This is a genomic window from Pseudomonas cerasi (assembly GCF_027983475.1).
GTDB lineage: Bacteria > Pseudomonadota > Gammaproteobacteria > Pseudomonadales > Pseudomonadaceae > Aquipseudomonas > Aquipseudomonas cerasi.
This window is the reverse complement of sequence record NZ_JAQJVM010000002.1, coordinates 697,657-723,940: the sequence shown is the minus strand read 5'-3', so window position 1 is coordinate 723,940 and position 26,284 is coordinate 697,657. Positions and strand designations below refer to the sequence as shown.

Genomic DNA, 26,284 nt, shown 5'->3' with positions numbered 1-26,284 from the left:
CGGAACGGCGTGCGACGCGGAGCGCCGCACGATAGTTGCGATTATCGTTCCCTACGCTCCAGCGTGGGAATGCAGGTCTCGACGCTCTGCGTCGCAAAAAGGGCGCGAAGCGTCAGGAATGGAGTACCTCATACTTTATTGTGATTGAGCACTGCTGCCGCAAACCATGACCGCAATGGATAGCCTGACACTCAGGCCATTCGTCACGACCCGCCACAATCTGCGACAATCCGCACCTGCCATTTGAAAAAAGACCCTGCGCGCCTGATGACCGACGAATCGCCCTCTATCGACCAACTTCTGAAAAACCTCGACCAAGCGATGATCAGCGAACGTCATCGTCTGCGCCGTCAGTTGCACGACCTGCGCAAAAAGCCCGACGAGGCGAAGCTGGCGCAGTGGGTTGCGCGGGTGCAGGCGTCCTGTGCGCAGGTCACGGCGCGGCGTGAAAGTGTGCCGGCGATTCGTTATGACGATAACCTGCCCATTGCGGCCAAGCGTGACGAGATCAAGGAGGCGCTGCTCAAGCACCAGGTGCTGATCATTGCCGGCGAGACCGGCTCCGGGAAGACCACCCAGTTGCCGAAGATCTGCCTGGAAATCGGTCGCGGTCAGCACGGTCTGATCGGTCATACCCAGCCGCGCCGTATCGCCGCTCGCAGCGTGGCCAGCCGGGTTGCCGAGGAGATCGGCACACCGTTGGGCGCACTGGTCGGCTATCAGGTGCGTTTCGAGGATCAGAGCGACAGCAATACCCTGATCAAGCTGATGACCGACGGTATTCTGCTGGCCGAAACCCAGCATGATCGCTTTCTTGAGCGCTACGACACGATCATCGTCGACGAAGCCCACGAACGCAGCCTGAACATCGACTTCCTGCTGGGTTACCTGAAAACCCTGCTGCCGCGTCGTCCGGACCTGAAAGTCATCATCACCTCCGCGACCATCGACCTGCAGCGCTTTTCCGAGCATTTCAACGATGCGCCGGTGATCGAAGTGTCCGGGCGTACCTTCCCCGTGGACGTCTGGTATCGCCCGCTGACCAGCGAGCAGGACGAAGACGGCAACAGCGTTGAAGAGGACCTGACCGTCGATCAGGCGATTCTGGCAACGCTGGACGAACTGGCGGCCTTCGAGCGCAGCGAGCGCAAGAGCCCAGGCGATGTGCTGGTGTTCCTGCCCGGCGAGCGCGAGATCCGCGATGCCGCCGAAGTGCTGCGCAAGGCGCAGCTCAGGCATACCGAGATTCTGCCGCTTTACGCGCGCCTCTCGCCGGCCGAGCAGCAGCGTATCTTTCAGTCGCACCCCGGTCGTCGCGTCGTACTGGCCACCAACGTCGCTGAAACCTCGCTGACCGTGCCAGGCATCCGTTACGTGATCGACACCGGTACGGCGCGCATCAGTCGCTACAGCTATCGCGCCAAGGTCCAGCGCCTGCCGATCGAGGCGGTGTCGCAGGCCAGCGCCAACCAGCGCAAAGGCCGTTGTGGACGGGTCGAACCCGGCCTGTGCGTGCGTCTGTACAGCGAAGAGGATTTCAACGGTCGGCCGGAATTCACCGACCCCGAGATCCTGCGCACCAACCTGGCTGCGGTCATCCTGCAGATGCTGCACCTGCGCCTGGGCGAGATCACCGACTTCCCGTTCATCGAACCGCCGGACGGCAAGGCGATCAGCGACGGTTTCAACCTGTTGCAGGAGCTCTCGGCGGTCAACCGCGAGAATCAGCTGACCCCGCTGGGCCGTCAACTGGCGCGTCTGCCGGTGGACCCGCGTATGGGCCGCATGCTGCTGGAAGCAGCGAAGCAGGGCAGCCTGCAGGAAGTGCTGATCGTCGCCAGCGCCATGTCGGTACAGGACGTGCGCGAGCGCCCGCCCGAGCGTCAGCAGGCCGCGGATCAGGCCCACGCGCAATGGAAGGACGCCGACTCGGACTTCGCCGGGATGGTCAATCTATGGCGCGGCTTCGAAGAGCAGCGCCAGACCCTGACCGCCAGCCCGCTGCGTAACTGGTGCCGGCGCAATTTCCTGAATTACCTGCGCCTGCGGGAATGGCGCGATTCTCATCGGCAATTGAGTCTGATCTGTCGCGACCTGCAACTGACGGTCAACAAGGAGCCGGCCGATTACCCGAAATTCCACAAGGCCATTCTTTCCGGTCTGCTGAGTCAGATCGGGCAAAAGACCGACGAGGGCGATTACCTCGGGGCACGGCAGCGGCGCTTCTGGATTCATCCGTCCTCCGGATTGGGCAAGAAGCGTCCACAGTGGCTGATGACCGCCGAACTGGTGGAAACCACCAAGCTGTACGCGCGCATGGTCGCCAAGATCGACTCGGACTGGATCGAGCCGCTGGCCGGCCACCTGATCAAGAAAAATCATTTCGAGCCGCATTGGGAGAAGAAGCGCGGGCAGGTTGTGGCGTTCGAACAGATCACGCTGTTCGGCCTGATCGTGGTGGGCCGTCGCCCTGTGCATTTCGGCCCCATCGACCCGGTGGTTTCGCGCGAGCTGTTCATTCGTGAAGGCCTGGTGCGTGGCGATATCCTGTCGCGGGCCAAGTGCCTGAGCGCCAATACCCGCTTGCTGGAGCAGCTCGACGAGCTGGAAGCCAAGGCTCGACGCCGCGATATTCTGGCTGACGAAGACACCTTGTACAGCTTTTATGAAGCACGCATCCCGGCCGAGATTCATCAGACGGCCACCTTCGACAGCTGGTACAAGACCGAAAGCCAGAAGAATCCGCAGCTGCTGATCATGCGCGAAGAGGACGTGCTGGCTCGCGAGGCCAGCGAAGTCACCGCCGCGCAATACCCGGATACTTTGCGTCTGGGCGACCTGAGCCTGTCGCTGAGCTACCACTTCGAACCCAACCACCCGCGTGACGGCGTGACCTTGCGCGTTCCCGCGCCATTGTTGCTGTCGCTGCCTGCCGAGCGTCTTGAGTGGCTGGTGCCGGGGTTGCTCGAGACCAAATGCATTGCGCTGGTCCGCAACCTGCCCAAGGCGGTACGCAAGAATTTCGTGCCGGTCCCGGATTTCATCAAGGCGGCGTTGCAGCGCATTACTTTCGGCGAGGGCTCGTTGCCTCAGGCGCTGGGTCGTGAGCTGCTGCGCATGACCGGCGTACGGGTCAGTGACGAAGCCTGGGCCGAGGCGGCACAGCAGCTTGAAGGCCACCTGAAGATGAACCTGGAAATCGTCGATGGCAGCGGCAAGTTTCTTGGTGAGGGACGTGATCTGGCCGAGCTGACGGCGCGCTTTGCCGAGGCGAGCCAGGCCGCGCTGGCCGTGCCGCAAACCGCAAAAAGCCAGCAGCCGGTGCAGGCCAAGGCCTTCGCAGCGGTGGCGCAGAAAACCCAGCAGAACATCGCCGGGCTGTCGATGACGGTCTATCCGGCGCTGGTCGAAGAGGGCGGCGCGGTCAAGGAAGGCCGGTTCTCGACTCAGGCCGAGGCCGAATACCAGCATCGCCGCGCCTTGCAGCGTTTACTGTTGCAGCAGTTGGCCGAACCCGCCAAGTTTCTGCGCAACAAATTGCCGGGGCAGACCGAGCTGGCCTTGCTGCATCGCGAACTGGGGCGCATCGATGCGTTGATCGAAGACATTCTGCTGGCCAGCCTCGACAGCTGCGTGCTGGAAGGTGAGGCCGAGTTGCCGCGCGACGGTGCCGGCCTGCTGTCACTGGCTGAGCGCAAGCGCGCCGACTGGACCGAGCATGCCGAGCGGCTCGCGAAGCTGACGCTGGAAATCCTCAAGCTGTGGCACGGTCTGCAAAAGCGCTTCAAAGGCAAGATCGACCTGTCCCAAGCGGTGGCGCTCAACGATATCAAGGCGCAACTGAGCAAGCTGGTGTACCCCGGATTCGTCCGCGAGACCCCGGCGGTATGGCTCAAGGAGCTGCCGCGCTACCTGAAGGCCATCGAGATGCGCCTGGAAAAACTCCCGGCTCAGGTGCAGAAGGACAGAGTATGGAGCATCGAGCTGGCAGGTCTGTGGACGCAATATCAGGCACGCGCCGACAAGCATGCTCAAGAGGGCAAGCGCGACCCGGAGCTGGCGCTGTACCGCTGGTGGATGGAGGAATACCGCGTCTCGCTGTTCGCCCAGCAACTGGGCACCAAAATGCCGGTGTCGGACAAACGGTTGAGCAAGCAGTGGAGTCAGGTGGAGAGCTGATCCACTGCTTCCTGTCACCCATTAAAAGGCGTCTATCGTGCCTATATTCATTGGCCCGATAGCGCCAAAACCGGGCTCTGTGGCACACTCCGCGCCTGTCTTCACCGTGTCATGAAATGCTGCTCCCTGTTACGGGCAGCTTTTACAGTCGCACTGGTACGTTGGTCCCAAAAACAGTGGGCCTTCAATTGCCGTGCCTGAGCAGGTCATTACCTGCAACTCAATAAGAGAGGAACGACCGTGCACAACGTCGTCATCAGCGGCACAGGCCTGTTTACCCCGGCCAACAGCATCTCCAACGAAGAGCTGGTGCAGTCTTTCAATGCCTATGTTGCACAGTTCAACAACGATAACGCCGCCGCTATCGAACGTGGCGACGTGCAGGCGCTGAGTGAATCCAGCGCCGCTTTCATCGAAAAGGCTTCGGGTATCAAAAGCCGCTTCGTCATGGACAAGGAGGGCATTCTCGATCCGCAGCGCATGAAGCCCAACCTGCCGGAGCGCAGCAATGACGAATGGTCGATCCTCTGTGAGATGGGTGTAGCTGCCGCCAGACAGGCGCTGCAACGCGCGGGCAAAACCGCTGCCGATATCGACGGTGTAATCGTTGCCTGCTCCAACCTGCAGCGGGCCTACCCGGCGATCTCCATCGAGATTCAACAAGCGCTGGGTGTCGCCGGTTACGGGTTCGACATGAACGTGGCCTGTTCCTCGGCCACCTTTGGCATTCAGGCAGCCTGTAACAGTGTGCAACTCGGTCAGGCCCGCGCCTTGCTGGTGATCAGCCCGGAAATCTGCACCGCACACCTTAATTTCCGTGACCGTGACAGCCACTTCATCTTTGGTGACGGCGCCACTGCCGTGGTGGTCGAGCGCGCCGACCTGGCAACCTCGCCTTACCAGTTCGATATCGTCAGCACCCGCCTGCTGACCCAGTTCTCCAACAACATCCGCAACAATTTCGGTTTCCTCAACCGTACCTCGGACGAGGGTCAGAATGCGCCGGACAAGCTGTTCGTGCAGGAAGGCCGCAAGGTGTTTCGCGAGGTGTGCCCGATGGTCGCCGAGCTGGTCGCTGCGCATTTGCAGGATAACGGCATCAACATCACTGACGTCAAACGCTTCTGGCTGCATCAGGCCAACCTGAGCATGAACCATCTGATCGTCAAGAAGCTGCTGGGCCGCGACGCTACGGTCGAAGAGGCGCCGGTGATTCTCGACACCTACGGCAATACCAGCTCGGCGGGTTCGGTGATTGCGTTTCACACCTATCAGGATGACTTGCCGCAAGGCGCGCTGGCGGTACTCAGCTCGTTTGGCGCCGGTTATTCGATCGGCAGCGTGATTCTGCGCAAGCGCTGATCGCGTTCGACGGGTAGCGCTCGGGAGTCGGGCGCTACCTGTCATATCCCGTTATGTCATGTGCAGGCCCTTGGGTCTTTATCGTATTGGCTATTCACAAAGCCATTAGCGGTATCGACCATGTTCACCCTCCGTTACAACCCCTTTGAAACCATAGAAGCGTCCATTGCGCACGCCTCTGTAACGCCTCGAGCGCAGGACGCGGCGCCGTTCGAAGCGGAGCACGCCAACACCGAATTCATCAGGCTAAACTTGCCAGACTGGTATGTGGGTGCGCCCACGGCACTGCGCCAGGCACTGCACGCCAGCCAGCAAAGTGCACGGCGTTACGCGCAGGCGCTGGAGCCGGTGCGCAACCGCCTGTTATCGCCACAGCAATTTGCAGCGCCCTTGCTGTCGAAAGCGTTTGTCGAACGTTTCCAGCTCGACCTGGACGTTGAAGCCTTTCAACTGATGACCTGGCGCTACGACAGCGCCTGGAACCCCGCCCCGCTCGAGCAGACCTTGCTCCAGGCGGCCTTGCTGAACTTCGCTCCGAGCAACAGAAGCCGCTTCAATCCCTACTCGGCAATCCTGCGGACAGGTGGCCTGCGCTACTGGCTGATCGACAGCGCCCAGCGCCGCTACAAGGTGGAATACCGGGACCGTCAGGCGATCGATCTTGAGCAGTTCGCTGATTTTTGCCATGAGCTGGATCTGGGCCGTCAGTATCAGACTCACCTAGACAGCGTGTTCAAGCCGCCAGGCCCGGCTGCGCGAGCGGTTGCCAGCGCGTTCATGGACAGCGAGCGTGCCGCCGTCGAGGTGCTTGCGCATATTGCCGTGATGAAAGGCGATATCACTGAAGCGGCGTACCAGACCCTGCTGGATATGGTGAAGTCCGTTGACCAGCCCCGCTGGGATGGCAAGGGCGTGCGCTATTGCCAGTTGCACGTGCTCGACACCTACACGTTTTCAGGCTCGCTGTTACAGGGTGCCTTGCTGATACAACAGGACGGCGCCAGGCCCGATGACAGTCCTTGTCTGGTCTACCTGCCTTCCGAGCCCTCGCATCCGATCAGGCAGTTCGAGTCATTGCGGGCCTTCAACGCCTGGCTGGTGACGGCGTTGGGCAGCGAACACTATCGACGCTACTTCAGCCGTTTCGTCAGCCTTGGCCAGGCTCCGGCATTTTTTACCAAACTGGACGCACGGCTGCATCCCGCCGGGGACCGCAAGCTGGACCCCGACGCCGACCTGGTCGTGCAGGCACAGCCGTTTTCGAAACCGCCATTCGAACTGCTGTACGACCATTTGCTGGCCAAAACCTATGACGACTCAAAGGCTATCGCGGTGCCTTCCGCGCAGGTGGACCAGCAGGCTCATGATTCACTGATCGAAAGCCTTGAAAACAATGGCATGAACCTGCTCAACGTGGCCGGGTTCTTTGTGCCGGTGCTGGGTGAAATCATGTCAGTGGTCGCCCTCTATCAGCTCGCCAGCGAAGCGTTCGTGGCTTACGAGGACTGGCAGCACGATGAAGTCGAAGACGCCATGCGACATGTCTACAACATCGGCGAAAACGTTGCACAGATGTTGCTGGTAGGCGGTGTGGTGGGCGCGGTGAACGGGTTGCAACCCTCGATGTTCATCGAAAGCCTGGTGCAACGACGTGTCGACGGGGCCGTACGTCTCGGCAAGCCGAGCATCGACGCCTATGCGCATACGGTTTCGTTGCCCGACAACCTGAGCAGCAACGCCCTTGGACTTTATGAGCACGATGGCAGGACCTGGCTGCCACTGGACGGCAAGCTGTATCGCGTCGAGTCCGATGCCTCCGGCGCCAACTGGCGCATCAGGCATCCGCTGAATGAGCGTTCTTACGCGCCGAAGCTCAAGCACAATGGGGCCGGTGCCTGGCGCCATGAATGGGAAAACCCTATGGGTTGGGACGAGGTAACGGCTTTCAGACGCCTCAACCCGACCTGTCATGCACTCCCGGAAGAGGACATTCAGAAAGTCCTGCGCATTACCGGCACCCACGAGGCGTTGCTGCGCCAGATACATGTCGAGAACCTCCAGCCTCCGGCCTTGCTGAAGGACGCCATTCAGCGCGTTGAAACAGAACGGCAACTGCACGTCTGCATCGGCGCTCTTCAGGCCGCCGATGTGTCTGAGGTCCATGTTTCTCATCTTGAGCCGTGGCTGAAGCTGCTGGTGTCGTCACCGCGCTGGCATGAGCCCCGCGGCCTGTTGCTCATCGACGCCCAAGGGGCGCTGCTGGAATCCTGGAACGTGGGATCGCAGATGACGCTGTCGTCCCATGTCACAGGGCCGACCGGGCACCTCAGTCAAGTGCTCGGCCAGTTGCTGGAAGGTCTGCCCGCCGATGAAGTCACTCGTTTGACCGGGAGCGACAGTGCCGACAAGGCCGTTCAACTGCGCGGCTTCAAACGCTATCTGGCCGATTGCGCCCAGACGCACGTGGGGCGCCTGCTGGATGACGTGCAGGCGCTCAAAGGTCGCAGCGACGACCCGCATGTTCAACTGATACAGCGCGACTTCGGCAGCTTGCCGAGCAGCGTGGCGCTCGAACTCATCGGCATGGCCAGCGACGCGGACAAAGCGCGGATGACTACGGAAGAACGCATTCCTCTGACACTTGCCGAGCATGCCCGCGAGTATCAGCAGCAACTGCGGATAAACCGCGCCAACGAAGGCTTCTATCGGGCAGTAACCGACAATCTGGACACCCAGGCGGCGGGGATGGGCATGCTGCAGTACGTGCCAGGCTGGCGAGGTGATGTTTCCATCGATCTGCTGAAAGATTCGCTGGAGGGCGACGAAATCGCCAGTCTCGACAGCGATCAGGCCTCAGTGCACCGGCTGCTGGTCAGCACCGAAGCGGGCGTTCAGTGCTTCGATCCTTCAGGTGAGCCGCTCGGTGAAGTCGATCAGCAATTTTTCAGGGCGTTGCTGCTGGCGCTTCCCGAACAGATACGCCTCGACATTCAGCTGCCTGCTGGCGCGGATGAGCAGCAACTGCGCAGTCTGTTGCGCAATATGGCAGTCGAACGGCGTGAGCGCATGGCTGCCATTTTGCAATTGCAGCCGATCAAACCGGGTATCAAGTGGCCGCAACGCTTGCCTCATGGCGGTATTGGCTACCCCCTGAGTGGACGCTTGCGGGGTTTCTTTCGTCGCTTGGGCATTGGCGCGTCCAGGCACTCGCCGGAGCTTGCGGTAAGAAGTCTGTACCCGGGTTTTTCCGATGCAGAAGTGTCCGACTTCCTGAGCACGCTGCGCGCCGAACACACCGGACCGGCGAGGGAGTTGTCGACTTTCGTCCGGCAAAGACTGAGCAGCCTCGCCGATGAATTGCGAACGCTTCAAGTTACCCTGGACAACTGGGTCGCGGAAACGCCCTTTTCTTCGTTGCGCAGACCGAGGGAGGTCGCCGCGACGCGCATTCGCGACTGCTGGAAACGCTTGAGCTTTCAGTGCCGAAACTTTCAGGGTGACTTTTTAGGGTATGCGCTCGATCTGGATAACTTGCGTATCGGAGAACTCCCGGATATCACGGCTAACTTCGACCATGTGGCGGTGCTGAAAGCCCGCACCATGCAGCTTACCGATCCACAAGCGAATGCATTACTGAAAAACTTCAACAGACTGCGTTCGCTGAGCCTGGACTTCAATGATCTGCGATCCTTGCCGACCTCGATAGGGCAAATGCCTCAGCTTGCAGAGCTGTCCATCAGCCACAACCCGCTGATCTGGACAGAGTCCGCCAACGCGGCGTTGCAGAACCTGAACCGGTTGGAGATTCTGGACCTCAACTTTTGCTCGCTCGGCGAGGACGTCCCCATCCACGCATTGAACTCATTGCGCCTACTGTTTTTGCGTGGCACGGGCATTCGAACATTGCCGGCATGGAACTGGGTGCGGTCCGAGCTGATTCGGATTGATGTGCGTGACAATCGCATCTCGGAAATATCCATCGATGAACTCGATAACATCGAGCGCTCCCTCAGTTCCTCGCGCCTGCACCTGCATCTGAGCGGCAATCCGTTGAATTCACCCACGCTGGAACGCATCAGGCTGTTTCGCGAGGGCAGGTTGCGCCCGCGGTGGGGTGTCAGCCAGAGTCGCAATCCGGTCGAGGCCGGACCTGGCAGTGCGCCGTGGCTTGCAGGTCTGAATCGTGAGCAGGTGAATACCCGCATAAGGCTGTGGCAAGACCTGCACGCCTGTGCCGGATCCACGGATTTTTTTCAGATGCTGAGCGATCTGACGCAATCGGCCGACTTCTCAAGTAACCGCGATGAGCTGATTGCGCGAGTCTGGTCGATGATCGAATCGGCGTCGGTCAACGCCGAGCTGCGTGCCCAGCTCTTCGATGTTGCCGCGCACCCGCAGACGTGTGGTGATGGACTGGCAATGGTGTTTGGCGATATGGAAGTGCGCGTCCAGATCTTCTCGATCATGTCATCCACGACGGCGGCCGCGCAGCCACGCAAGCTGTTCAGGATGACCCGCAGTCTGGACCGTCTGGACCAGGTGGAGAAAATTGCCCTGCGCGATATAGCGTTTCGTCAGGCGAGCGGCGAAACGGTCGATGAGGCCGAAGTACGCCTGGCCTACCGCGTCGGTCTGCAGGCGCGGCTTGAGCTGCCGGGCCAGCCGCGAAACATGTGGTTCCGCGCTATTGCCAAGGTGAGCGAAGCGTATTTGCAGGCCGCTTACAACGAAATCATCGATCGCGAAGCCACCCCTGAGTTTTTCCAGTCGATGATTGCCCGGGAATTCTGGATGAGTTATCTGGAAATTCGTTACGCCCCGGAGTTCGAGCCGGTCAAGCAGCCTTTCAATCAGCGCCTGGTGGCCCTGGATGAGTTGCCGCCTGATCAGCGATCCGATCAGCAGTACCTCGAGCAGATTGGCCTGATCTCTCGTCAGCGTGAGCAGGCGATCAACGAATTCGCGATCACTCTTTCCAGGCAGATTGCCCAGGCGGTGAACATGACGGCTCAATAAGGGATATTCTTAACCCTGTCTGCCTATCGGGGAACCTGCATGCCTGTTCATGTAATCGACAGCCTCGGCACCGTCGCGCCTGCCCAGTGGGATGCGCTGGTGCCTGGCAATCAGCCATTCCTGCGGCATGCGTTTCTCAGCTCGCTGGAGGACAGCGGCAGCCTCGGGCCACGATCGGGCTGGCGTGCCGAGCACGTGCTGCACTACCAAAACGATCAGTTGGTGGCGGCGTTGCCGGCTTACCGAAAGTGGCATTCGTATGGCGAGTACGTGTTCGATCACGCCTGGGCAGACGCCTGCCGTCGCGCCGGCATCGCCTATTACCCCAAGCTGCTGATCGCCGTGCCTTTCAGCCCGGTCGGCGGTTCGCGGATTTTGTCGGCGACGCCTCAGGGCGGTATCGAGTTGCTCAGCGAGCTGCCTGCCTATCTGCAGAGTGAAGGGTTGTCGAGCGCCCACGTGAACTTCACCGATCCGGCGGCCGATGCCTTGCTTGAAACGCAACCGGGTTGGCTGGAGCGCTTTGGCTGCCAGTTTCACTGGCACAATCGCGGCTACCGGGACTTTCAGGACTTCCTTGATGCATTGAGTTCGCGCAAGCGCAAACAGATGCGCAAGGAACGTGAGCAGGTGGCCGGGCAGGGCATCGAGTTTGAATGGCTCGAAGGCGCGCAGATGAGCGAAGTGCTGTGGGACTTCGTCTATGCGTGCTACTCCAATACCTACGAGGTGCGCGGGCAGGCGCCTTACCTGACGCGTGAGTTCTTCAGCCTGCTGGCTGAGCGCATGCCTGAATCGATCCGTGTGGTCATCGCGCTGCAGGGCTCACGGCCGGTGGCGATGGCCTTCAGCCTGATCGGCGACGACAGTTTCTATGGGCGCTACTGGGGCTGTCTGGCCGAGTTTGACCGGCTGCATTTCGAAACCTGTTTCTATCAGGGTATGGACTACGCCATCGCCCACGACCTGCAACGCTTCGACGCCGGCGCGCAGGGCGAACACAAACTGATCCGCGGCTTCGAACCGCAGATCACCCGTTCGTGGCACTACCTGATGCACCCAGGCCTGAAAGACGCGGTCAGCGAGTTTCTGGAGCAGGAGCGAGTCGGCGTACTGGCCTATGCCGAGGAAGCGCGCAGCGCGCTGCCGTATCGGCAGGTGGAGTAACCGGCCAGAAGACATTCAGCGACTGCACTGGCCCCTTCGCGAGCAAGCTCGCTCCCACAGGTGCGGCGTACATATGACCGACAGGCGGGTTAGCCACACAGCAGACATTCATTCAGCGACTGCACCGGCCTCTTCGCGAGCAAGCTCGCTCCCACAAGTGCGGCGTACACATGACCGACTGGTGGGTCCCACAAGTGCTGCGTCGCTGCCGCTGAAGATGTTGTGGCCTCTGAAGATCCTGTGGGAGCGAGCTTGCTCGCGAAGAGGCCAGCAGCCTCCCCCTATCAATCCACGCCTACAAACCCACCCGTTTGATGCTGCCACAACCGCGCATACAGCCCGCCATGCGCCAGCAGTTCGCTGTGCGTGCCTGTTTCAGCGATCTGGCCTTTCTCCAGAACCACTAGGCGATCCATGCGTACGATCGTGAACAAGCTTGCTCCCACAAGTGCTGCGTCGCTGCCGCTGAAGATGTTGTGGCCTCTGAAGATCCTGTGGGAGCGAGCTTGCTCGCGAAGAGGCCAGCAAATTCCCCCTATCAATCCACGCCTACAAACCCACCCGTTTGATGCTGCCACAACCGCGCATACAGCCCGCCATGCGCCAGCAGTTCGCTGTGCGTGCCGGTTTCAGCGATCTGGCCTTTCTCCAGAACCACCAGGCGATCCATGCGTGCAATCGTCGACAGGCGGTGCGCGATGGCGATCACCGTCTTGCCCTGCATCAACGTCTCCAGGCTTTCCTGAATCGCTGCTTCGACTTCCGAGTCGAGTGCCGAGGTGGCTTCGTCCATGATCAGGATCGGTGCGTCCTTGAGCAGCACGCGGGTGATCGCGATACGCTGGCGTTGACCGCCGGACAGCTTGACGCCGCGTTCACCGACATGAGCATCGAAGCCGGTACGACCTTCGGAGTCCGACAGCAGCGGGATAAACTCGTCAGCACGAGCCTTGCGGATCGACTCCCAGAGCTGTTCGTCGGTTGCGTGCGGATTGCCATACAACAGGTTCTCGCGAATCGAGCGGTGCAGCAGCGAGGTGTCCTGGGTAATCATGCCGATCTGCGCCCGCAGGCTTTCCTGGGTGATTTCGGAAATATCCTGGCCGTCGATAAGGATCCTCCCGCCTTGCACGTCGTACATGCGCAGCAGCAGGTTCACCAGCGTCGACTTGCCCGCGCCGGAAGGCCCGATCAGACCGATCTTCTCACCCGGTTTGATGTCCAGGTTGAGGTTGTGAATGATCCCGTTGCCATTGCCGTAATGGAAATCGACGCCGTCGAACCTGACACCGCCGTTTTCGATCTTCAGCGGCAGGGCGCCGGGTTTGTCATTGACCGTAACGGGCTGCGAAATACTTTCCAGGCCGTCCTGCACGGTGCCGATGTTCTCGAAGATGCCGTTGACCACCCACATGATCCAGCCGGACATGTTGACGATGCGGATGACCAGACCGGTGGCCAGTGCAATCGCCCCCACCGAGATCATCGACTGGGTCCACAACCACAGGGCCAGGCCGGTCGTCGTGACGATCAGTATGCCGTTCATGGTGGTGATGGTGGTGTCCATCGACGTGACTACGCGGCCGGCCAGCTGACTTTTTTCGGTGTGATCGCGCATCGCTTCGCGAGCGTACTGCTGCTCGTGGTTGGTGTGGGCGAACAGCTTGAGCGTGGTGATGTTGGTATAGCCGTCGACGATGCGGCCCATCAGTCGTGAGCGCGCATCGGACGAATCCACCGAGCGCTGCTTGACCCTCGGCACGAAGTACATCAGCGAGAGGATGAACGCCGCGATCCAGGTACCCAGCGGGATCATCAGGCGCCAGTCGGCCTCAGCGAACAGCACCATCGCGCTGATCGCGTAGATCAGCACATGCCACAGCGCATCCACCGACTGTACGGCCGAGTCGCGCAACGAGTTGCCGGTCTGCATGATGCGCTGAGCGATACGCCCGGCGAAGTCGTTCTGGAAGAAGTTGACGCTCTGCTTGAGCACGTAACTGTGGTTCTGCCAGCGAATCAGGTTGGTCATGCCGGGGCTGATCGTCTGGTGTACCAGCAGGTCATGCAGGCCGACGAAAATCGGCCGCAGCAACAGGGCGACGACGACCATCCAGATCAGCTCGGAGCCGTGAATGCTGAAGAAGTTCTCCGGCGGCGTGGTTTGCGCCAGATCGATGATGCGGCTCAGGTAACTGAACAGCGACACTTCGATCAGCGCACCGATCAGCCCGACCACCAGCAGCGCGGTAAACGTCGGCCACACCTGACGCAGGTAGTAGAGGTAGAACGCGAAGACAGTATTGGGCGGGGCAGCGGTAGGAGCGTCTTTGAAGATATCGATCAGTTTTTCGAAACGACGATAAAGCATTGGCTATCACACCCACGCGACGTGGGTTCTCCTTGATAAGTGGAGGCTCTCCCGTCCGGACCGCACGAAGCCCGAAGGCTCCATGCGGTGCAGGTTTCCCGATCAGTTGACGCGTTTGGCGGACTTGATCAGGATCGGGTCGATTGGCACGTTTTGCATGCCTTTCTGAGTCGTGGTGCGGGCGTTGACGATGTTGTCGACGACGTCCATACCCTTGACGACTTTACCGAACACCGCGTAACCGAAGTCGCGCGCGCCGTTGTCGAGCATGGCATTGTCGTTGGTGTTGATGAAGAATTGACTGGTGGCCGAGTTCACGTCCGAAGTACGCGCCATGGCAATGGTGCCGCGGACGTTATGCAAACCGTTCTGGGCTTCGTTCTTGATCGGATCCTTGGTCTGCTTCTGAACCAGTTGCTGGGTGAAGCCACCGCCCTGCACCATGAAACCCGGAATCACCCGGTGAAAGATGGTGTTGGTATAGAAGCCGCTGTCGACATAGCCCAGAAAGTTCTGGGTGCTGATCGGCGCCTTGGTGTCTGCAAGTTCGATTTCAATCTGGCCGAAGCTGGTGTCGAGTACCACGTGCGTGGCTTTATCCGGAGCAGCCATCAGGTTGGCGGCGAACAGTACGGAGCAGGCGGCGAGAGCGATTTTTTTCAGCATGTGGCAACACGTCCTTCATTAAGAGATATCGACTGTGACCGGCAAGGTAACCACGTTTGGCTTTTTTTGCCCAGCGTATTGGCGGGTTTGCAGCACTTCAGACGATCAGGCTGCACGTCCATGGACCGCACAGGATTTTCAGACTGCGTTGCTGGCGATGAATTCCAGCCGCGTGCGATTGACGTGCTGCATACAGTGAAGAGCGCCAAGTGCCTGCGCCGGTCAGGCATTTTGCGGCGTGCCGAGTGCAGCGGTGAGCGGGGTCGTGTCAAAGCTGCGGATCAGATCGATCAGAATCTGCGTGGCCGGGCCCAGCGGTCGGTCCTTGCTGGAGTAAAGATAGAAGGTCGGGTTGCGGCTGCCACCCTTGTCCAGGCGCAGGGGCTTGAGCAGGCCTTCGCGCAGTTCACGCTCGATCATGTGCCGAGGCAGCCAGGCGAAGCCCAGGCCGTTGCTGACGAAGGTCGCAGCGGTGCCCAGGCTGCCGACGGTCCAGCGCTGTTCCGCGCCCAGCCAGCCGAAGTCCCTGGGTTGCTGCCTGCCGGAATCACGGATGACGACCTGCAACTGGCTTTCCAGGTCCTGAAAGGTCAGCTCGCGATTGGCCTGATGCAGGGCGTGGTCCGGGTGAGCGACGGCGACGAACTCGACCGAGCTCATCTCGGTGCCCAGATGCCCGGCAATGCTGTAGCCGCTGATGGCCAGGTCCGCGACGCCTTCGAGCAAGACCTCCTCGACGCCGGAGAGCACTTCCTCACGCAGTCGCACCCGGCAGCCACGGCTCTGCGGCATGAACGCAGTCAGCGCCCTGACCAGACGCGCCGAAGGATACGCCGCGTCGATCACCAGACGCACTTCCGCTTCCCAACCCTGCTCCATATGGTGGGCGAGGTCTTCCAGTTGGCTGGCCTGTTTGACCAGTTGCCGCGAGCGGCGCAGCAGTACGCCGCCGGCTTCGGTCAGCACCGCCTTGCGCCCGTCGATACGCAACAACGGCACGCCGAGCTGTTCCTGCATGCGCGCCACGGTGTAACTCACCGATGATTGCGAGCGATGCAACGCTTCGGCGGCCTGAGCAAAACCACCGTGATCGACCACGGCCTGCAATGTGCGCCACTGGTCGAGAGTCACGCGGGGCGCTTTCATGCTGTAACTCCTCTTAAAGTACGGGCTTATTGTTCTACTCTGACAATCCCGACTCGGAGATTGCCGAATGAGTCGACTGTGTTGTGCGCTGCTGGTCATGTTGCCGTTGACGGCCCTGGCGTACCCCATCGAGGTGGAAAAACAGTACTAGGGCGTGAAGATCGATTATGTTGCCCACGACGTCTATCACGATACCGGGTCAATCACCGTCAACAACTACGGTGAAGTAGACGCCAAATGTTCGGTGGTGTTCATCAACGGGCCGGAGGCACCGCGCACCCGACATGTGCAGGTCGGCGCAGGCAAGAGTCTCGACGTTTCATCCCGATTCAATCGCAGCATCATAAAGTTGCGAATCAGGCTCAGCTGTCAGCCCGCCTGAGAGTAGAGCGCTCTTATGGATAAGACAAATTTATGGGGGGAGCACAGAGGCTTCGCGTTTTTGTGCAGCGCGTTGGTGTGGGACCGGGGTTGCGGGGGGGTACTCACCCCGGTCGCTCTTGCTGATGTTCTGAGGGGGCAGCCCCGTTTCCAGGGCTTTTTATGAGTTATGTGCTTTGGGACGGTCAGACAATGATGTCGGCGGCCTGAAGCGTTTGCACGCCCGTGAGCTGGATTTCGAAGTCCGCGCCGACGTTGTCATCGATATTGCCGTACAGCACACCGTCGGCAAAACGCAGTTCACCGCTGTTGTTTGCGCTGAACGCTGCGTTGCCGATGAATACGAACGCATCGTGGCCATCGGTCAGCGGTCGGGCATCGAAGCCGGAGAAGTCCAGCTTGTCGCCTTCGACTGTCTTGAAGCCATTGATGATGTCGCGCAGTCCGCCCAGGCCCGTATCGGTGATGCTGTTGAACACGTAGTGGTCCGCGCCGGTGCCGCCGATCAGCGTATCAGCGCCTGACCCGCCGATCAGCACGTCATCACCCGCACCGCCGGACAAGGTGTCATTGCCATCGCCGCCGCTCAGGGTGTTGGCGTTCTTGTTGCCGGTCAGCGTGTCGGCAAACTGGCTGCCGATCAGGTTTTCAGTGAATTTCAGTGTGTCCAGGCCCGAACCCCCGGTGGCTTGCTGGGCGCTGGTGTTCAACGCAACGGTGACGCCGGCGGTGGCGAACAGATACGACACGGTGTCATTGCCGTCGCGGCCGTCCATGACGTTGTCGCCAGCGCCCGCGTAAATCAGGTTGTCCAGGGCATTGCCGGTGGCGTTGGCGGCCCCGGTACTGTTGATGACGATGTTTTCCACATTGGCCCCCAGCGTGTAGCTGGCCAGCGAGCTGTACACCGTATCCACACCACCCACCTGTGCATCGGCATTGGTTTCAACCACCCTGTCGGCGGCATCGTCGACGTAATAACTGTCCGATCCATCGCCGCCGGTCAGCATGTCGGCACCTGCAGCACCGTCAAGAATGTTGTTGCTGGCATTGCCGATGATGACGTTCTTCACGGCGTTGCCGGTGCCGTTGATGGCAGACACGCCGATAAGCACCAGGTTTTCCAGGTTGGCGCCCAGCGTCCAGCTGACAGACGACACCACGGTGTCGACCTGCGAGGGCGAGTCGTTGCTTTCGGTGACGGTATCGAAAGCGTTGTCGACGACATAGATGTCGTTGCCATCGCCGCCGCTCATGTCATCCGCGCCCTGATCGCCGTCCAGCACGTCATTGCCGGAACTGCCGACCAGTGTGTCGTCGTCACTGGTGCCGAAGATGTGGCCACCTTCGTTCTGGCCACTCTCGAAAATGGCCGCCGGGTCGTTGTTGTCAGCGGCGTTGCCGTGGAAACCCAGGTCATCGGCGATGAAATCGGCCAGGCGCTGGCCGACGATCTCGGCGGACTCTTCATGCAAGTGCCAGACGTCATCGGGGTAAACCAGCGGGTTGACCTCGTAACGCAGCGGCAGGTCGGTGTAGTCAACCGCCAGCTTGACGTCGGCGCGCTCAGTGGCAATGGCTTCCTGAACGCTTCTGACGTACCCGGTACCCTCGACAATGGCGTTGATCTTTTCATCGGTGTAGCCGCGGGCCTTTGCCGCGTCGGTCTGGTAGTGCCCGGTTTCGGCGATGTATACGGTGAAATCGCCGATCTGCGCATGCAAGTAGTCGAACACTTTCAGGGTCGAGGCCTTGTACAGCTCGGCTGCCGCCTGCTTGTCAGTGGCGCGGGCGATTTCCTGAGCGGCTTCTTCACCCTGACCCCAGATGATCCCGGTGGTCACTTTGTCGATGGCGGTCAGCGACGCCAGTTGCGACTTGAGCAACTCGGTGGCGCGCAACAGCGCAGGGCCCGGCTCATCGGTGTCGACCAGCCACCAGGAAACACGCTGTTCTTCCTGAGTGCCGGTCGAGTAGCCGACCACGGTGCTGCCGCCCACGGCGAGGTCGATGCCATCGCCGTTGGCGTCGGTGAACTGGCTGCGCACGTCGTAATCGGTGTAGCGGGTCAGGTCCTTGACCATTTCCGAGGTGCCGGACTGGTTATCGTCTTCGGTCATGCGCAGCAGGCGCGCATTGGACTGGCCCAGCGTCGGCAGGTAGAGAATCTCCTGCGACTCACGCTGGCCGAAGACGAAGTCCGCATCGGTCAGGGTGTTAATCAGGTTGCCGCTCAGGGCGATTTCGAAGCGATTGCCGTCGGCATCCGCCGTAGCGGACTTGATGTAAGTCTTGTCGCCCGTTTCGTTGAGGGTCATGTACAGCGTGTGATCTTCGCCGTTGCCCAGCCCCAGAAAGCCCAGGGCGGAAACGTCTATCTTGTCCTGGCCGGGGGTGAAGTCATAGATCGTGTCGGTGGCGGTCAGCCCGCCAGCGTCGTAATCGCGGTAGCTGTCGGTCAGGGCGCTGTAGACGAACGTGTCGGCATCGGCTCCTCCGTACAGGGCGTCACGTCCTGCGCCACCGTTGATGATGTCGGCGCCGGTATCGCCGCGCAGCGTGTCGTCACCGCCCAGGCCCAGAATCGTGTCGTTGCCTTCGGTGCCATACAGCGCCTCGGCGTTCTCGGTGCCGGTGAGGGTCCCCGGCGTGACGTTGCCCACATTGATGGCAAAACTGTCGGCCACCGACGCGCCGGTGGCGTCGCTTGCGGTCAGCAATACCGAGTAAAGCCCCGATGCCGTGCCACCCGGCGTGCCGCTGAAGGTCAGGGTCTTGCTGTCGAACTTCAACCAGTCGGGCAGGGCGCTGTTATCGGCCAGGGTCGCGCTGTAGGTCAGCGTGTTGCTGTCCGGGTCGCTGAAGCTGCCGGGTTGCACAGCGTAGGAGAACGCCTTCAGCTCGGTGATGTTCTGGTCCATCAGCGGCGTATTGAGCACTGGTGCCTGATTGGCGGCGGCTGCGGTGGAGAAGATGAAGTTGGACGCGCTCAGTTTGTCGGCCAGATTGCCTTGCAAGGCGATCTCGAAGCGATTGCCTGTGCTGTCGACCGCATCGGTCTTGATGTAGGTCTTGCTGCCGTCGGCATTGACGGACAGGTAAATGGTGTTGGCGCTGCCATCGCCCAGGCCGCGCAGGCCGATGCTGGACAGGTCGATGCGGTCTTCGGCCGGGTTGAAGTCGGTGATCGTGTCGCTCTGCTTGGTGCCGCTGGCGGTGTAATTGCGATAGCTGTCCAGACGCGAGTTGTAGATGAACAGGTCCGCGCCCGCGCCACCGGTCAGGGTGTCGGCATCGGCTCCGCCAGTGATCGTGTCGGCGCCCGCGCCGCCATCGATACGGTCCGTACCGGCGTTGCCGTTGATCACGTCATTGCCGTCGGTGCCGGTCAGGGTATCGCCGCCCGCCGTGCCTTCCACGACATGCTGGAAGATGAAATGACTGGCATTGAGCGTGTCTTTCAGGTTGCCGCTCAGGCCCAGTTCGAAGCGGTTACCGCTGGCATCGGCGTCGAGTGATTTGACGTAGGTGCGGTCCAGCGTGGCGTTGTAGCTGATGTTCAGCGTACCGCCCTTGCCGCTGCCCAGCCCGGTGAAGCCCAGGTTGCTCAGGTCGATGCGGTCCTGGCTGATATCGAAGTCGGTGACCAGATCGGTGGAACTGGTGGTCGCTGTACGGTAGCTGTCGGTCAACTGATCGAAGCGAAAGGTGTCGGCACCCGCGCCACCGGTGAGCTTGTCGGCCCCTGCCCCCCCAATCAGGATGTCGTCACCCGCACCGCCGTTCAAGGTGTCCTTGCCCGCCAGACCGAAGATCTGCTCGTGGGCCGCGCCACCGGTGATGACGTCGTTGGCCTCGGTGCCATTGACGGTCACCAGCGGGAACGCATCGCCAGCAAAGCTGCCGTCGCCATACACCAGGGTCAGCCCCTTGCTGGTGTGGCTGATGGTGTTGCCGACGATGCTGTTGCGGTCGGTGCCGTCTTCGTTGCGCTCGGCGACGCCGTAGGTGGAGTTGTCACTGCCGGTGATCGTGTTGCCACGGATCAGGTTGTCGCTGCCGCTGAAGAACTTGCCGGACACGCCCGTCGTGTCGTCGTAGGACTGAATGATGATTTCCGGAACCGCTGAACCCAGCGCGTTGTTGCTCAGGGTGTTATCGAAGATATCCACCCCGGAACTGCCATAAATGCGCACGCCGGCGTTGCCATTGTCGTGGATGTCCACGCCGCTGACCGAAACCTGGCTGGACAGCTTGATCAGTACGCCTTCTGCTGCGTTGCCATACACCGCGCCGCCGGTGATGGTGATGTTGGCGGGAGAGGGGATGTTCTCGCTGCCGCGCTGCACCACGATGCCGGTGCTGCCATTGCCATAGGCAACGTTGTTGCTCAGGGTGAAGTCGTGGGTGCTGGTGACCACGTTGAAGCCGTGACGATCGTTGTCGTACGCAACGTTGTTTTCAAACACGCTGTCGCTCAGGTAATCGGCCACGAAGCCGTCCAGGCCGTTGCCATGCGACACGCTGTTCTTGATCACCATGTTGACGGTCTGCTCGTGCGGGTCGAAGCCGTAGCCCGAGCAATCCTTGATCTCGACGCTGTCGAGAGTGACGTTCGAATCCTTGCCGTCAGAGCCTGGAATGTAACCGTTGAACCAGCCGTCCACCTTGCCGGTGGTGGCGTCCCGGTTACCGTCCAGCGTCAGGTTCTTCATGCCGAAGTCGTGGGTTTCTTCGCCATAGGCCGAGCGCACGATGCCGGTGATCTTGGTGTCCGAGCCATCCGCAAGCTTGATGACCGTCTCGCCCATGCCTGCACCCGACAGGGTGACGTTGCTCTTGAGCATCAGGCAGCCATCAGAAGGCTCTTCGCCACCGGACACGATGTATGTGCCGGCCCCCATGACCACTTCACCGCCGCCTGCAGCCGCCGCCGCATCGATTGCGGCCTGAATGGCAGCTGTATCGTCAGTGACGCCGTCGCCCACTGCTCCGAAGTCTTTTGTGTTGAATATCATGGTGTTACTCCAGGCGACGACGAATGTGGATGAAATGAGTCAATATTGCAGCGTCGAGATGATAAGACCTTTTTCTGTGGAAAAGTTGCCGATATAGGCTATATTTTCGTCGAAACCGACGACATGTACGTCAATAATGCGACTGTCATATTTGTGACGGGTAACGCGGAGCGCGGCGACGGGTTGGCGTCAAAAATTGGCGGCCGTCGAGTGGACAGTGAGTGACGCAACCGCTATGGTCGCGCCCTTCAAAAATGGGGGGCGGGCATGGGTTATCTACTTTTCGTCACACTGATTCAGGCGTTTTCATTCAGCCTGATCGGTGTCTATCTGGCCGGGCACGTCGACAGTTATTTCGCGGTGCTGGTCCGCGTGGTGCTGGCGGGTCTGGTATTCATTCCGCTGACCCGCTGGCGTCAGGTCCAACCCCGCTTCATGCGCAGCATGCTGCTGATCGGCGCGCTGCAATTCGGCGTGACCTATGTCTGCCTGTACCTGAGTTTCAGGGTGCTGACGGTGCCGGAAGTGCTGCTGTTTACCATTCTCACGCCGCTGCACGTGACGTTGATCGAAGATGCGCTGAACCGGCGCTTCAACCCTTGGGCATTGCTGGCGGCGGCGGTCGCGGTGCTGGGCGCTGGCGTGATTCGTTACGATGGCCTGGACGGCGACTTCCTTGGCGGCTTTCTGCTGCTGCAACTGGCCAACTTCACCTACGCCGCCGGGCAGGTGCTGTACAAGCATCTGGTGGCGCGCTACCCGAGCGACCTGCCGCATTACCGACGCTTCGGCTACTTCTACCTCGGCGCACTGGCCGTGGTACTGCCTGCGTTCCTGATATTCGGTAACCCGCAACACCTGCCCGAAGCGCCGACCCAATGGATCGTGCTGCTATTTCTCGGCCTGTGTTCGACGGCGCTGGGCATGTATTGGTGGAATAAAGGTGCGTGCATGGTCAACGGCGGCACCCTGGCGGTGATGAATAACCTGCATGTGCCGCTGGGGCTGTTGATCAATCTGCTGATCTGGAACCAGCATGAGGACTTCACCCGCCTGCTGATCGGCGGCGGGGTGATCGTGGCGTCGGTGTGGATCAGTCGCCTGGGCGTGCGGCGCGTGCCGGAGAGCGTTTCCGGCACACGTTGAGTCAGACGTGCTGGCCGCCGTTGACGTGAATCTCCGCACCGTTCACGTAGGACGCGCCAGCCGTGCACAGGAAGTAGATCAGCGAAGCGACTTCCTCGGGCTTGCCCAGCCGGTGCATCGGCACCAGCCGCTCGACAATCTCGGCGGTGCCGGGTGACAGAATCGACGTATCGATTTCACCCGGCGCAATGGCATTGACCCGTATCCCGTGCGGGCCGAAATCGAAGGCCATTTCCCGGGTCAGGGCAGACAGTGCCGCCTTGGACGTGGCGTAGGCGACGCCTGCAAACGGGTGGACCTTCGAGCCGGCGATCGAGGTGACATTGATGATGCTGCCCTTGGCTGCCTTCAACTCGTCAAACAAACCCCGACCCAGCAGCGCGGTAGAGAACAGATTGACGTTGAACACCTTGATCCAAGTGCTGTAATCCGACTCCAGCACACCCATGCGCCCGCCGTCCTCGGTCTTCGGTGAAACGCCGGCATTGTTGACCAGCGCATCGAGCCGCCCGCCGAGCTTGTCCTTGATCGCCGCCATGCTCTCGCTGACGCTGTCGATGTTTTCCAGGTCCAGGTGAATGTGGTTGAGCAGACCTTCAGCCCACGGGCAGTCAGCGACCCAATTCTGCCGCGACGCGGTAAACACCTCCCAGCCAGCGGCATTGAAATGCTTGACCGTGGCATGACCGATACCCCGGCTTGCGCCAGTCAGCAAAAGCTTTTTCTTGTCGCTCATGAGTGCGTTCCGGTTTTTAGGGTGGATGCATCATGTTTTTTGGTGGGAGGGGTGTCAACGGGGTTCAGACAGTACCGGTCAGGCGGCAGTGCGCATTGTGTTGATGCGCTTCAACACCCTGCGCCATAACGGCCGCCTCGGACGAGGAGATGCCTCGGCCACCACATTCGGCATGTCGCGCAAGCGAACCCAGGTTTCGCTGCGCCAGTGCAGCACGCTCAGCGACGTGCCGGGCCATTGCAGCTGGCTCATTCTGGGGTTATCCAGCGTGACGTTCTGTTGATCATGCAAGGTCGTCAGCACCTCATGCGTCAGCCACTGACGCAGCATATGGCTGTGACGGAGGACGAGGGTGGCTTCGAAATGGGGTGTGTGGGGGGAAAGGTGTGGGGCTGAAGCGTAGGAAACGGCATTTTTTGGGGCGGCTGCGATGCGTTAGATTTTAGGTTGTGTTCAGATAGTGTGTTGTCGGTTGATGTTTATTATTGAAGCGCGCCCATCTGCATGGGTTAGATGAGGTAACGCCTCCATCACCCTCGACAACCCCACACAGGAGGCGACATGTTCGACAAAGGCATCTGGCTGAACCAACCCCGGCACTGCAGCATGACGGACGAGTGTCTGACGGTCACCACAGACCCGCAAACCGATTTCTGGCAGCAGACGCACTACGGCTTCTGTCGCGACACCGGCCATTTTCTGGGTGTTTCGGTGACCGGTAATTTCACTGCGCAAGTGCATGTGCAGGGTGACTTCAAGACACTTTACGATCAGGCGGGGTTGATGGTCCGCATTGACGAGCGCAACTGGGTCAAAACCGGCGTTGAAGTCAGTGACGGAGCCCTGATGCTGGGCAGCGTTCTAACCTGCGGACAATCCGATTGGGCCACGGGTGTATTTGATGATTCGTCATCCGGCCTCTGGCTGCGAGTTACCGTCGCCAAGGGCGTGTTGCGCATTCAGCACTCCAGCGACGGCCTGCGCTGGCCGCTGCTGCGCCTGGCACCATTTCCCGTGAGTGAGTCTTATGCCGTAGGGCCGATGTGCTGCAGTCCGGAGCGGGGAGGGCTGGAGGTCGTGTTCTCTCATTTCGAGGTCGTGCCTGCACTGGGCAAGGATTTGCATGATCTGACGTGAGTGACTCTTCAGCCGGCCATTGCAGGCCCGCTGAAGAGCGACATGCTCACCTTGTTTTACTTAACAACGGTGAACTTGCAGTTTTCAGGTGATGTTTTTTCACATACGTTATAGACGAGACCCAAAAAACCATTTTCTTTTTTCCAGGTACTGCCTGCAGTTTTTACAGTGAAATCCTTATTGTTTTTAGCAGTGAAGCGCATGTCCAGCATCTCGCGCCCACCGATGTTGTAGGTACAGTATTGCAGCATCTGAGGCGCGTCTGCGCTCTCTTGAATAGCGATGGCCAGTTCAAAGGACTGCACAGGCATTTTCTTTTTTACAACGCCTTGCAGCACGCCGGTCCACTCGCCGTCATTGCCGCTCGCCCGGTATACACCGGGTGAGACCTGCTCGATCTTCTCGACGGTAGGGCAGTTTTCCGCCGCTTGAGAGGTCAGGGACATGCCCAGCAGGCACGTAGCAATTGCGGCGCTGATTAATACTTTTTTCATGATATTCCTTTAATTGAAAAACTCAATTCTTGATGTGTGTAGGCTTGCGTGCGGTTTTTTTGCGTGGTTAGGCGGTAAACTTTTTGGATTCGCTAATGGGTTACATGTTTCTATCGGATGCGTGGCAGCAACTGTGTTGCATGTTGTCTCGTTACTAAAGATGTCTGTATTTCAGCAGTTACTTGACCACATGCAATTTAGGTAGGGCTATCTTAGTTGCCAGGCTGTTTCCTGTCTGTGCCTTCAGGCCTTAATTGTTTGTAGGAAATGGCGCTGCTTATATTCGGATAATGGGCTGGCGGAGGTCTCTCATCGCTGACTATTTTCTTTGCGGAATAACTCGACCGACCATTCGATAAGGTGCGCGGTTGCGCCTTTGCGCTTGGTGACACGCTGGCAAACCAATGCCAGCCATCAGCACTACAAAAAAGGCCGAGGCCCGCCGACTTTCTAGCACAAAGAAAAATGGGCACAGTACGCGCACCGGTCCCATTAGGTTGCTGACAATTAAGAACCCATCAGCGATTGAACGTGGTGGCGGTCATGTTAGGCCCAGCACCGCTGGTTCGAACTCTGTCGACAGCCACCCCGCATGCTCCTGTGCACAATGTTTCAGCATGAGAGGCGAGCTGAGTAGCTGGGCAAGCAAATGCATTTGCCGACAGCGATGGCATCAGTCGCCACTCACGTGGTTAATATCATTGTGCCGGTGGTTTGTACCCTGCAAGCATTTTCAATACCTCATCATGGGCACCGCTTGCTTCGGCGAAGCGCAATGGCTTGGCGCGCTCCACTATAAGTTCTGGTGGGGTCGGAGAGGTCTCGAGCAGGTCGAAAATTTGATCCAGAAACTCTTCCAGAGGCATCGCGTGCTCGTCATTTTCCTGCCCGAGCAATGTGGTGCGTACACCCGGTGGTGCAAGCTCGATAACCTCGATCGGCGAGCCCTCTAGCTGCACTCGAAGACTTTGAGTGAACGAATGAACGGCCGCTTTGGTTGCGCTGTAGGTTGGTGTCGCAGGCAGCGGAACGAATGCCAACGCCGAACTGACATTCACGATCGTTGCACTGGGCTGCTTGATCAACTGTGGCGTGAATGCATACACCATGCGAATAGTGCCGAGTAAGTTGGTTGTCACGATATCTTCGGCTGTGCTCAGGTATTGCGGATCAGTCAGATCCTCCCAGTGCATGATGCCTGCGTTGTTGATGAGAACGTTCAGATGCGGGTGGCTGATCGCAAGCGCCTCGCTGCTGCGCTGGATTGATTGTGTATCGGAGACGTCCAGCAATATCGACTCGATACCTGGATGTTCTGACACAATCTTGTCGAGAAGAGCCTTGCGACGTCCCGCGATGATGACAGTGTTGCCCGCTTTTTGAAGCCTGAGGGCCAGCCCGAGGCCTATGCCTGAGGTGCCGCCAGTAACCAGAATCGTATTGCCAGTGCCGTTCATAGTAAACT

14 protein-coding genes and 2 pseudogenes are annotated in these 26,284 nt (G+C 59.9%); 7 read left to right on the top strand and 9 right to left on the bottom strand.

Annotated elements, in window-relative coordinates:
• Nucleotides 1-267: 267 nt before the first annotated feature.
• The 4 genes from hrpA to PI739_RS12325 all read left to right on the top strand — a co-directional run bounded on the left by hrpA (nucleotide 268) and on the right by PI739_RS12325 (nucleotide 11,724).
• Nucleotides 268-4,179, top strand: coding sequence for an ATP-dependent RNA helicase HrpA (gene hrpA, locus PI739_RS12340; protein WP_046271180.1), 3,912 nt, complete (start codon nucleotides 268-270; stop codon nucleotides 4,177-4,179).
• A 240-nt stretch (nucleotides 4,180-4,419) separates the two neighbouring features.
• Nucleotides 4,420-5,541, top strand: coding sequence for a beta-ketoacyl-ACP synthase III (locus tag PI739_RS12335; RefSeq protein WP_003363473.1), 1,122 nt, complete (start codon nucleotides 4,420-4,422; stop codon nucleotides 5,539-5,541).
• Between the two features lie 120 nt (nucleotides 5,542-5,661).
• Nucleotides 5,662-10,557 carry an NEL-type E3 ubiquitin ligase domain-containing protein gene (locus tag PI739_RS12330; RefSeq protein WP_271351878.1) on the top strand — a complete coding sequence of 1,632 codons (4,896 nt, stop codon included), beginning with the start codon at nucleotides 5,662-5,664 and terminating at the stop codon, nucleotides 10,555-10,557.
• Nucleotides 10,558-10,596: 39 nt separating this feature from the next.
• Complete coding sequence (locus tag PI739_RS12325; RefSeq protein WP_003363470.1) at nucleotides 10,597-11,724, top strand: GNAT family N-acetyltransferase; 1,128 nt, start codon at nucleotides 10,597-10,599, stop codon at nucleotides 11,722-11,724.
• Between the two features lie 284 nt (nucleotides 11,725-12,008).
• Here PI739_RS12325 and PI739_RS12320 read toward each other — a convergent pair.
• From PI739_RS12320 to PI739_RS12305, 4 genes and pseudogenes are all read right to left on the bottom strand, one after another.
• Nucleotides 12,009-12,158: pseudogene (locus tag PI739_RS12320) on the bottom strand (hypothetical protein); the annotation flags it as partial.
• A gap of 104 nt (nucleotides 12,159-12,262) precedes the next feature.
• On the bottom strand, nucleotides 12,263-14,095 hold the full coding sequence (locus tag PI739_RS12315) for an ABC transporter ATP-binding protein (RefSeq protein WP_003431136.1): 1,833 nt from the start codon (nucleotides 14,093-14,095) through the stop codon (nucleotides 12,263-12,265).
• A gap of 102 nt (nucleotides 14,096-14,197) precedes the next feature.
• Nucleotides 14,198-14,761, bottom strand: a complete 564-nt coding sequence (locus PI739_RS12310; RefSeq protein ID WP_003363466.1) for a peptidylprolyl isomerase A — start codon at nucleotides 14,759-14,761, stop codon at nucleotides 14,198-14,200.
• A 222-nt stretch (nucleotides 14,762-14,983) separates the two neighbouring features.
• On the bottom strand, nucleotides 14,984-15,907 hold the full coding sequence (locus PI739_RS12305; protein ID WP_003363464.1) for a LysR family transcriptional regulator: 924 nt from the start codon (nucleotides 15,905-15,907) through the stop codon (nucleotides 14,984-14,986).
• 154 nt (nucleotides 15,908-16,061) lie between these two features.
• On the opposite strand from PI739_RS12305, the gene PI739_RS12300 reads away from it, so the two are divergent.
• Nucleotides 16,062-16,289, top strand: a complete 228-nt coding sequence (locus tag PI739_RS12300; protein ID WP_271351874.1) for a 3-phosphoglycerate kinase — start codon at nucleotides 16,062-16,064, stop codon at nucleotides 16,287-16,289.
• 184 nt (nucleotides 16,290-16,473) lie between these two features.
• Here the strand turns inward: PI739_RS12300 and PI739_RS12295 are convergent, their stop codons facing one another.
• Nucleotides 16,474-21,306: a M10 family metallopeptidase C-terminal domain-containing protein gene (locus tag PI739_RS12295; protein WP_271351873.1), complete on the bottom strand. Its 4,833-nt coding sequence runs from the start codon at nucleotides 21,304-21,306 to the stop codon at nucleotides 16,474-16,476.
• Nucleotides 21,307-21,573: 267 nt separating this feature from the next.
• On the opposite strand from PI739_RS12295, the gene PI739_RS12290 reads away from it, so the two are divergent.
• A complete protein-coding gene (locus tag PI739_RS12290; protein WP_074804848.1) occupies nucleotides 21,574-22,452 on the top strand; it encodes a carboxylate/amino acid/amine transporter in 879 nt (292 codons plus the stop codon).
• Nucleotide 22,453: 1 nt separating this feature from the next.
• Here PI739_RS12290 and PI739_RS12285 read toward each other — a convergent pair whose 3' ends face one another.
• Complete coding sequence (locus tag PI739_RS12285) at nucleotides 22,454-23,188, bottom strand: SDR family NAD(P)-dependent oxidoreductase (protein ID WP_003314465.1); 735 nt, start codon at nucleotides 23,186-23,188, stop codon at nucleotides 22,454-22,456.
• A 78-nt stretch (nucleotides 23,189-23,266) separates the two neighbouring features.
• Nucleotides 23,267-23,515 (bottom strand): annotated as a pseudogene (locus PI739_RS12280) (BRO-N domain-containing protein); the annotation flags it as partial.
• Nucleotides 23,516-23,749: 234 nt separating this feature from the next.
• Between PI739_RS12280 and PI739_RS12275 the strand changes: the two are divergent.
• Nucleotides 23,750-24,325, top strand: coding sequence for a DUF1349 domain-containing protein (locus PI739_RS12275; protein ID WP_054082137.1), 576 nt, complete (start codon nucleotides 23,750-23,752; stop codon nucleotides 24,323-24,325).
• Between the two features lie 56 nt (nucleotides 24,326-24,381).
• Here the strand turns inward: PI739_RS12275 and PI739_RS12270 are convergent, their stop codons facing one another.
• Entirely contained in the window at nucleotides 24,382-24,819 is a 438-nt protein-coding gene (locus PI739_RS12270; RefSeq protein WP_003431127.1) for a DUF3757 domain-containing protein, read from the bottom strand.
• A gap of 698 nt (nucleotides 24,820-25,517) precedes the next feature.
• Nucleotides 25,518-26,276 (bottom strand): SDR family oxidoreductase, encoded by a 759-nt coding sequence (locus PI739_RS12265; RefSeq protein ID WP_003363443.1) that lies wholly within the window; start codon nucleotides 26,274-26,276, stop codon nucleotides 25,518-25,520.
• Nucleotides 26,277-26,284 lie beyond the last annotated feature (8 nt).

Bases quoted from the DNA above. Each gene is read 5' to 3' on its own strand.
- hrpA (WP_046271180.1), top strand. From the start codon at position 268: ATGACCGACGAATCGCCCTCTATCGACCAACTTCTGAAAAACCTCGAC.
- PI739_RS12330 (WP_271351878.1), top strand. From the start codon at position 5,662: ATGTTCACCCTCCGTTACAACCCCTTTGAAACCATAGAAGCGTCCATT.
- PI739_RS12325 (WP_003363470.1), top strand. From the start codon at position 10,597: ATGCCTGTTCATGTAATCGACAGCCTCGGCACCGTCGCGCCTGCCCAG.
- PI739_RS12315 (WP_003431136.1), bottom strand. From the start codon at position 14,095: ATGCTTTATCGTCGTTTCGAAAAACTGATCGATATCTTCAAAGACGCT.
- PI739_RS12310 (WP_003363466.1), bottom strand. From the start codon at position 14,761: ATGCTGAAAAAAATCGCTCTCGCCGCCTGCTCCGTACTGTTCGCCGCC.
- PI739_RS12305 (WP_003363464.1), bottom strand. From the start codon at position 15,907: ATGAAAGCGCCCCGCGTGACTCTCGACCAGTGGCGCACATTGCAGGCC.
- PI739_RS12295 (WP_271351873.1), bottom strand. From the start codon at position 21,306: ATGATATTCAACACAAAAGACTTCGGAGCAGTGGGCGACGGCGTCACT.
- PI739_RS12290 (WP_074804848.1), top strand. From the start codon at position 21,574: ATGGGTTATCTACTTTTCGTCACACTGATTCAGGCGTTTTCATTCAGC.
- PI739_RS12285 (WP_003314465.1), bottom strand. From the start codon at position 23,188: ATGAGCGACAAGAAAAAGCTTTTGCTGACTGGCGCAAGCCGGGGTATC.
- PI739_RS12275 (WP_054082137.1), top strand. From the start codon at position 23,750: ATGTTCGACAAAGGCATCTGGCTGAACCAACCCCGGCACTGCAGCATG.
- PI739_RS12270 (WP_003431127.1), bottom strand. From the start codon at position 24,819: ATGAAAAAAGTATTAATCAGCGCCGCAATTGCTACGTGCCTGCTGGGC.
- PI739_RS12265 (WP_003363443.1), bottom strand. From the start codon at position 26,276: ATGAACGGCACTGGCAATACGATTCTGGTTACTGGCGGCACCTCAGGC.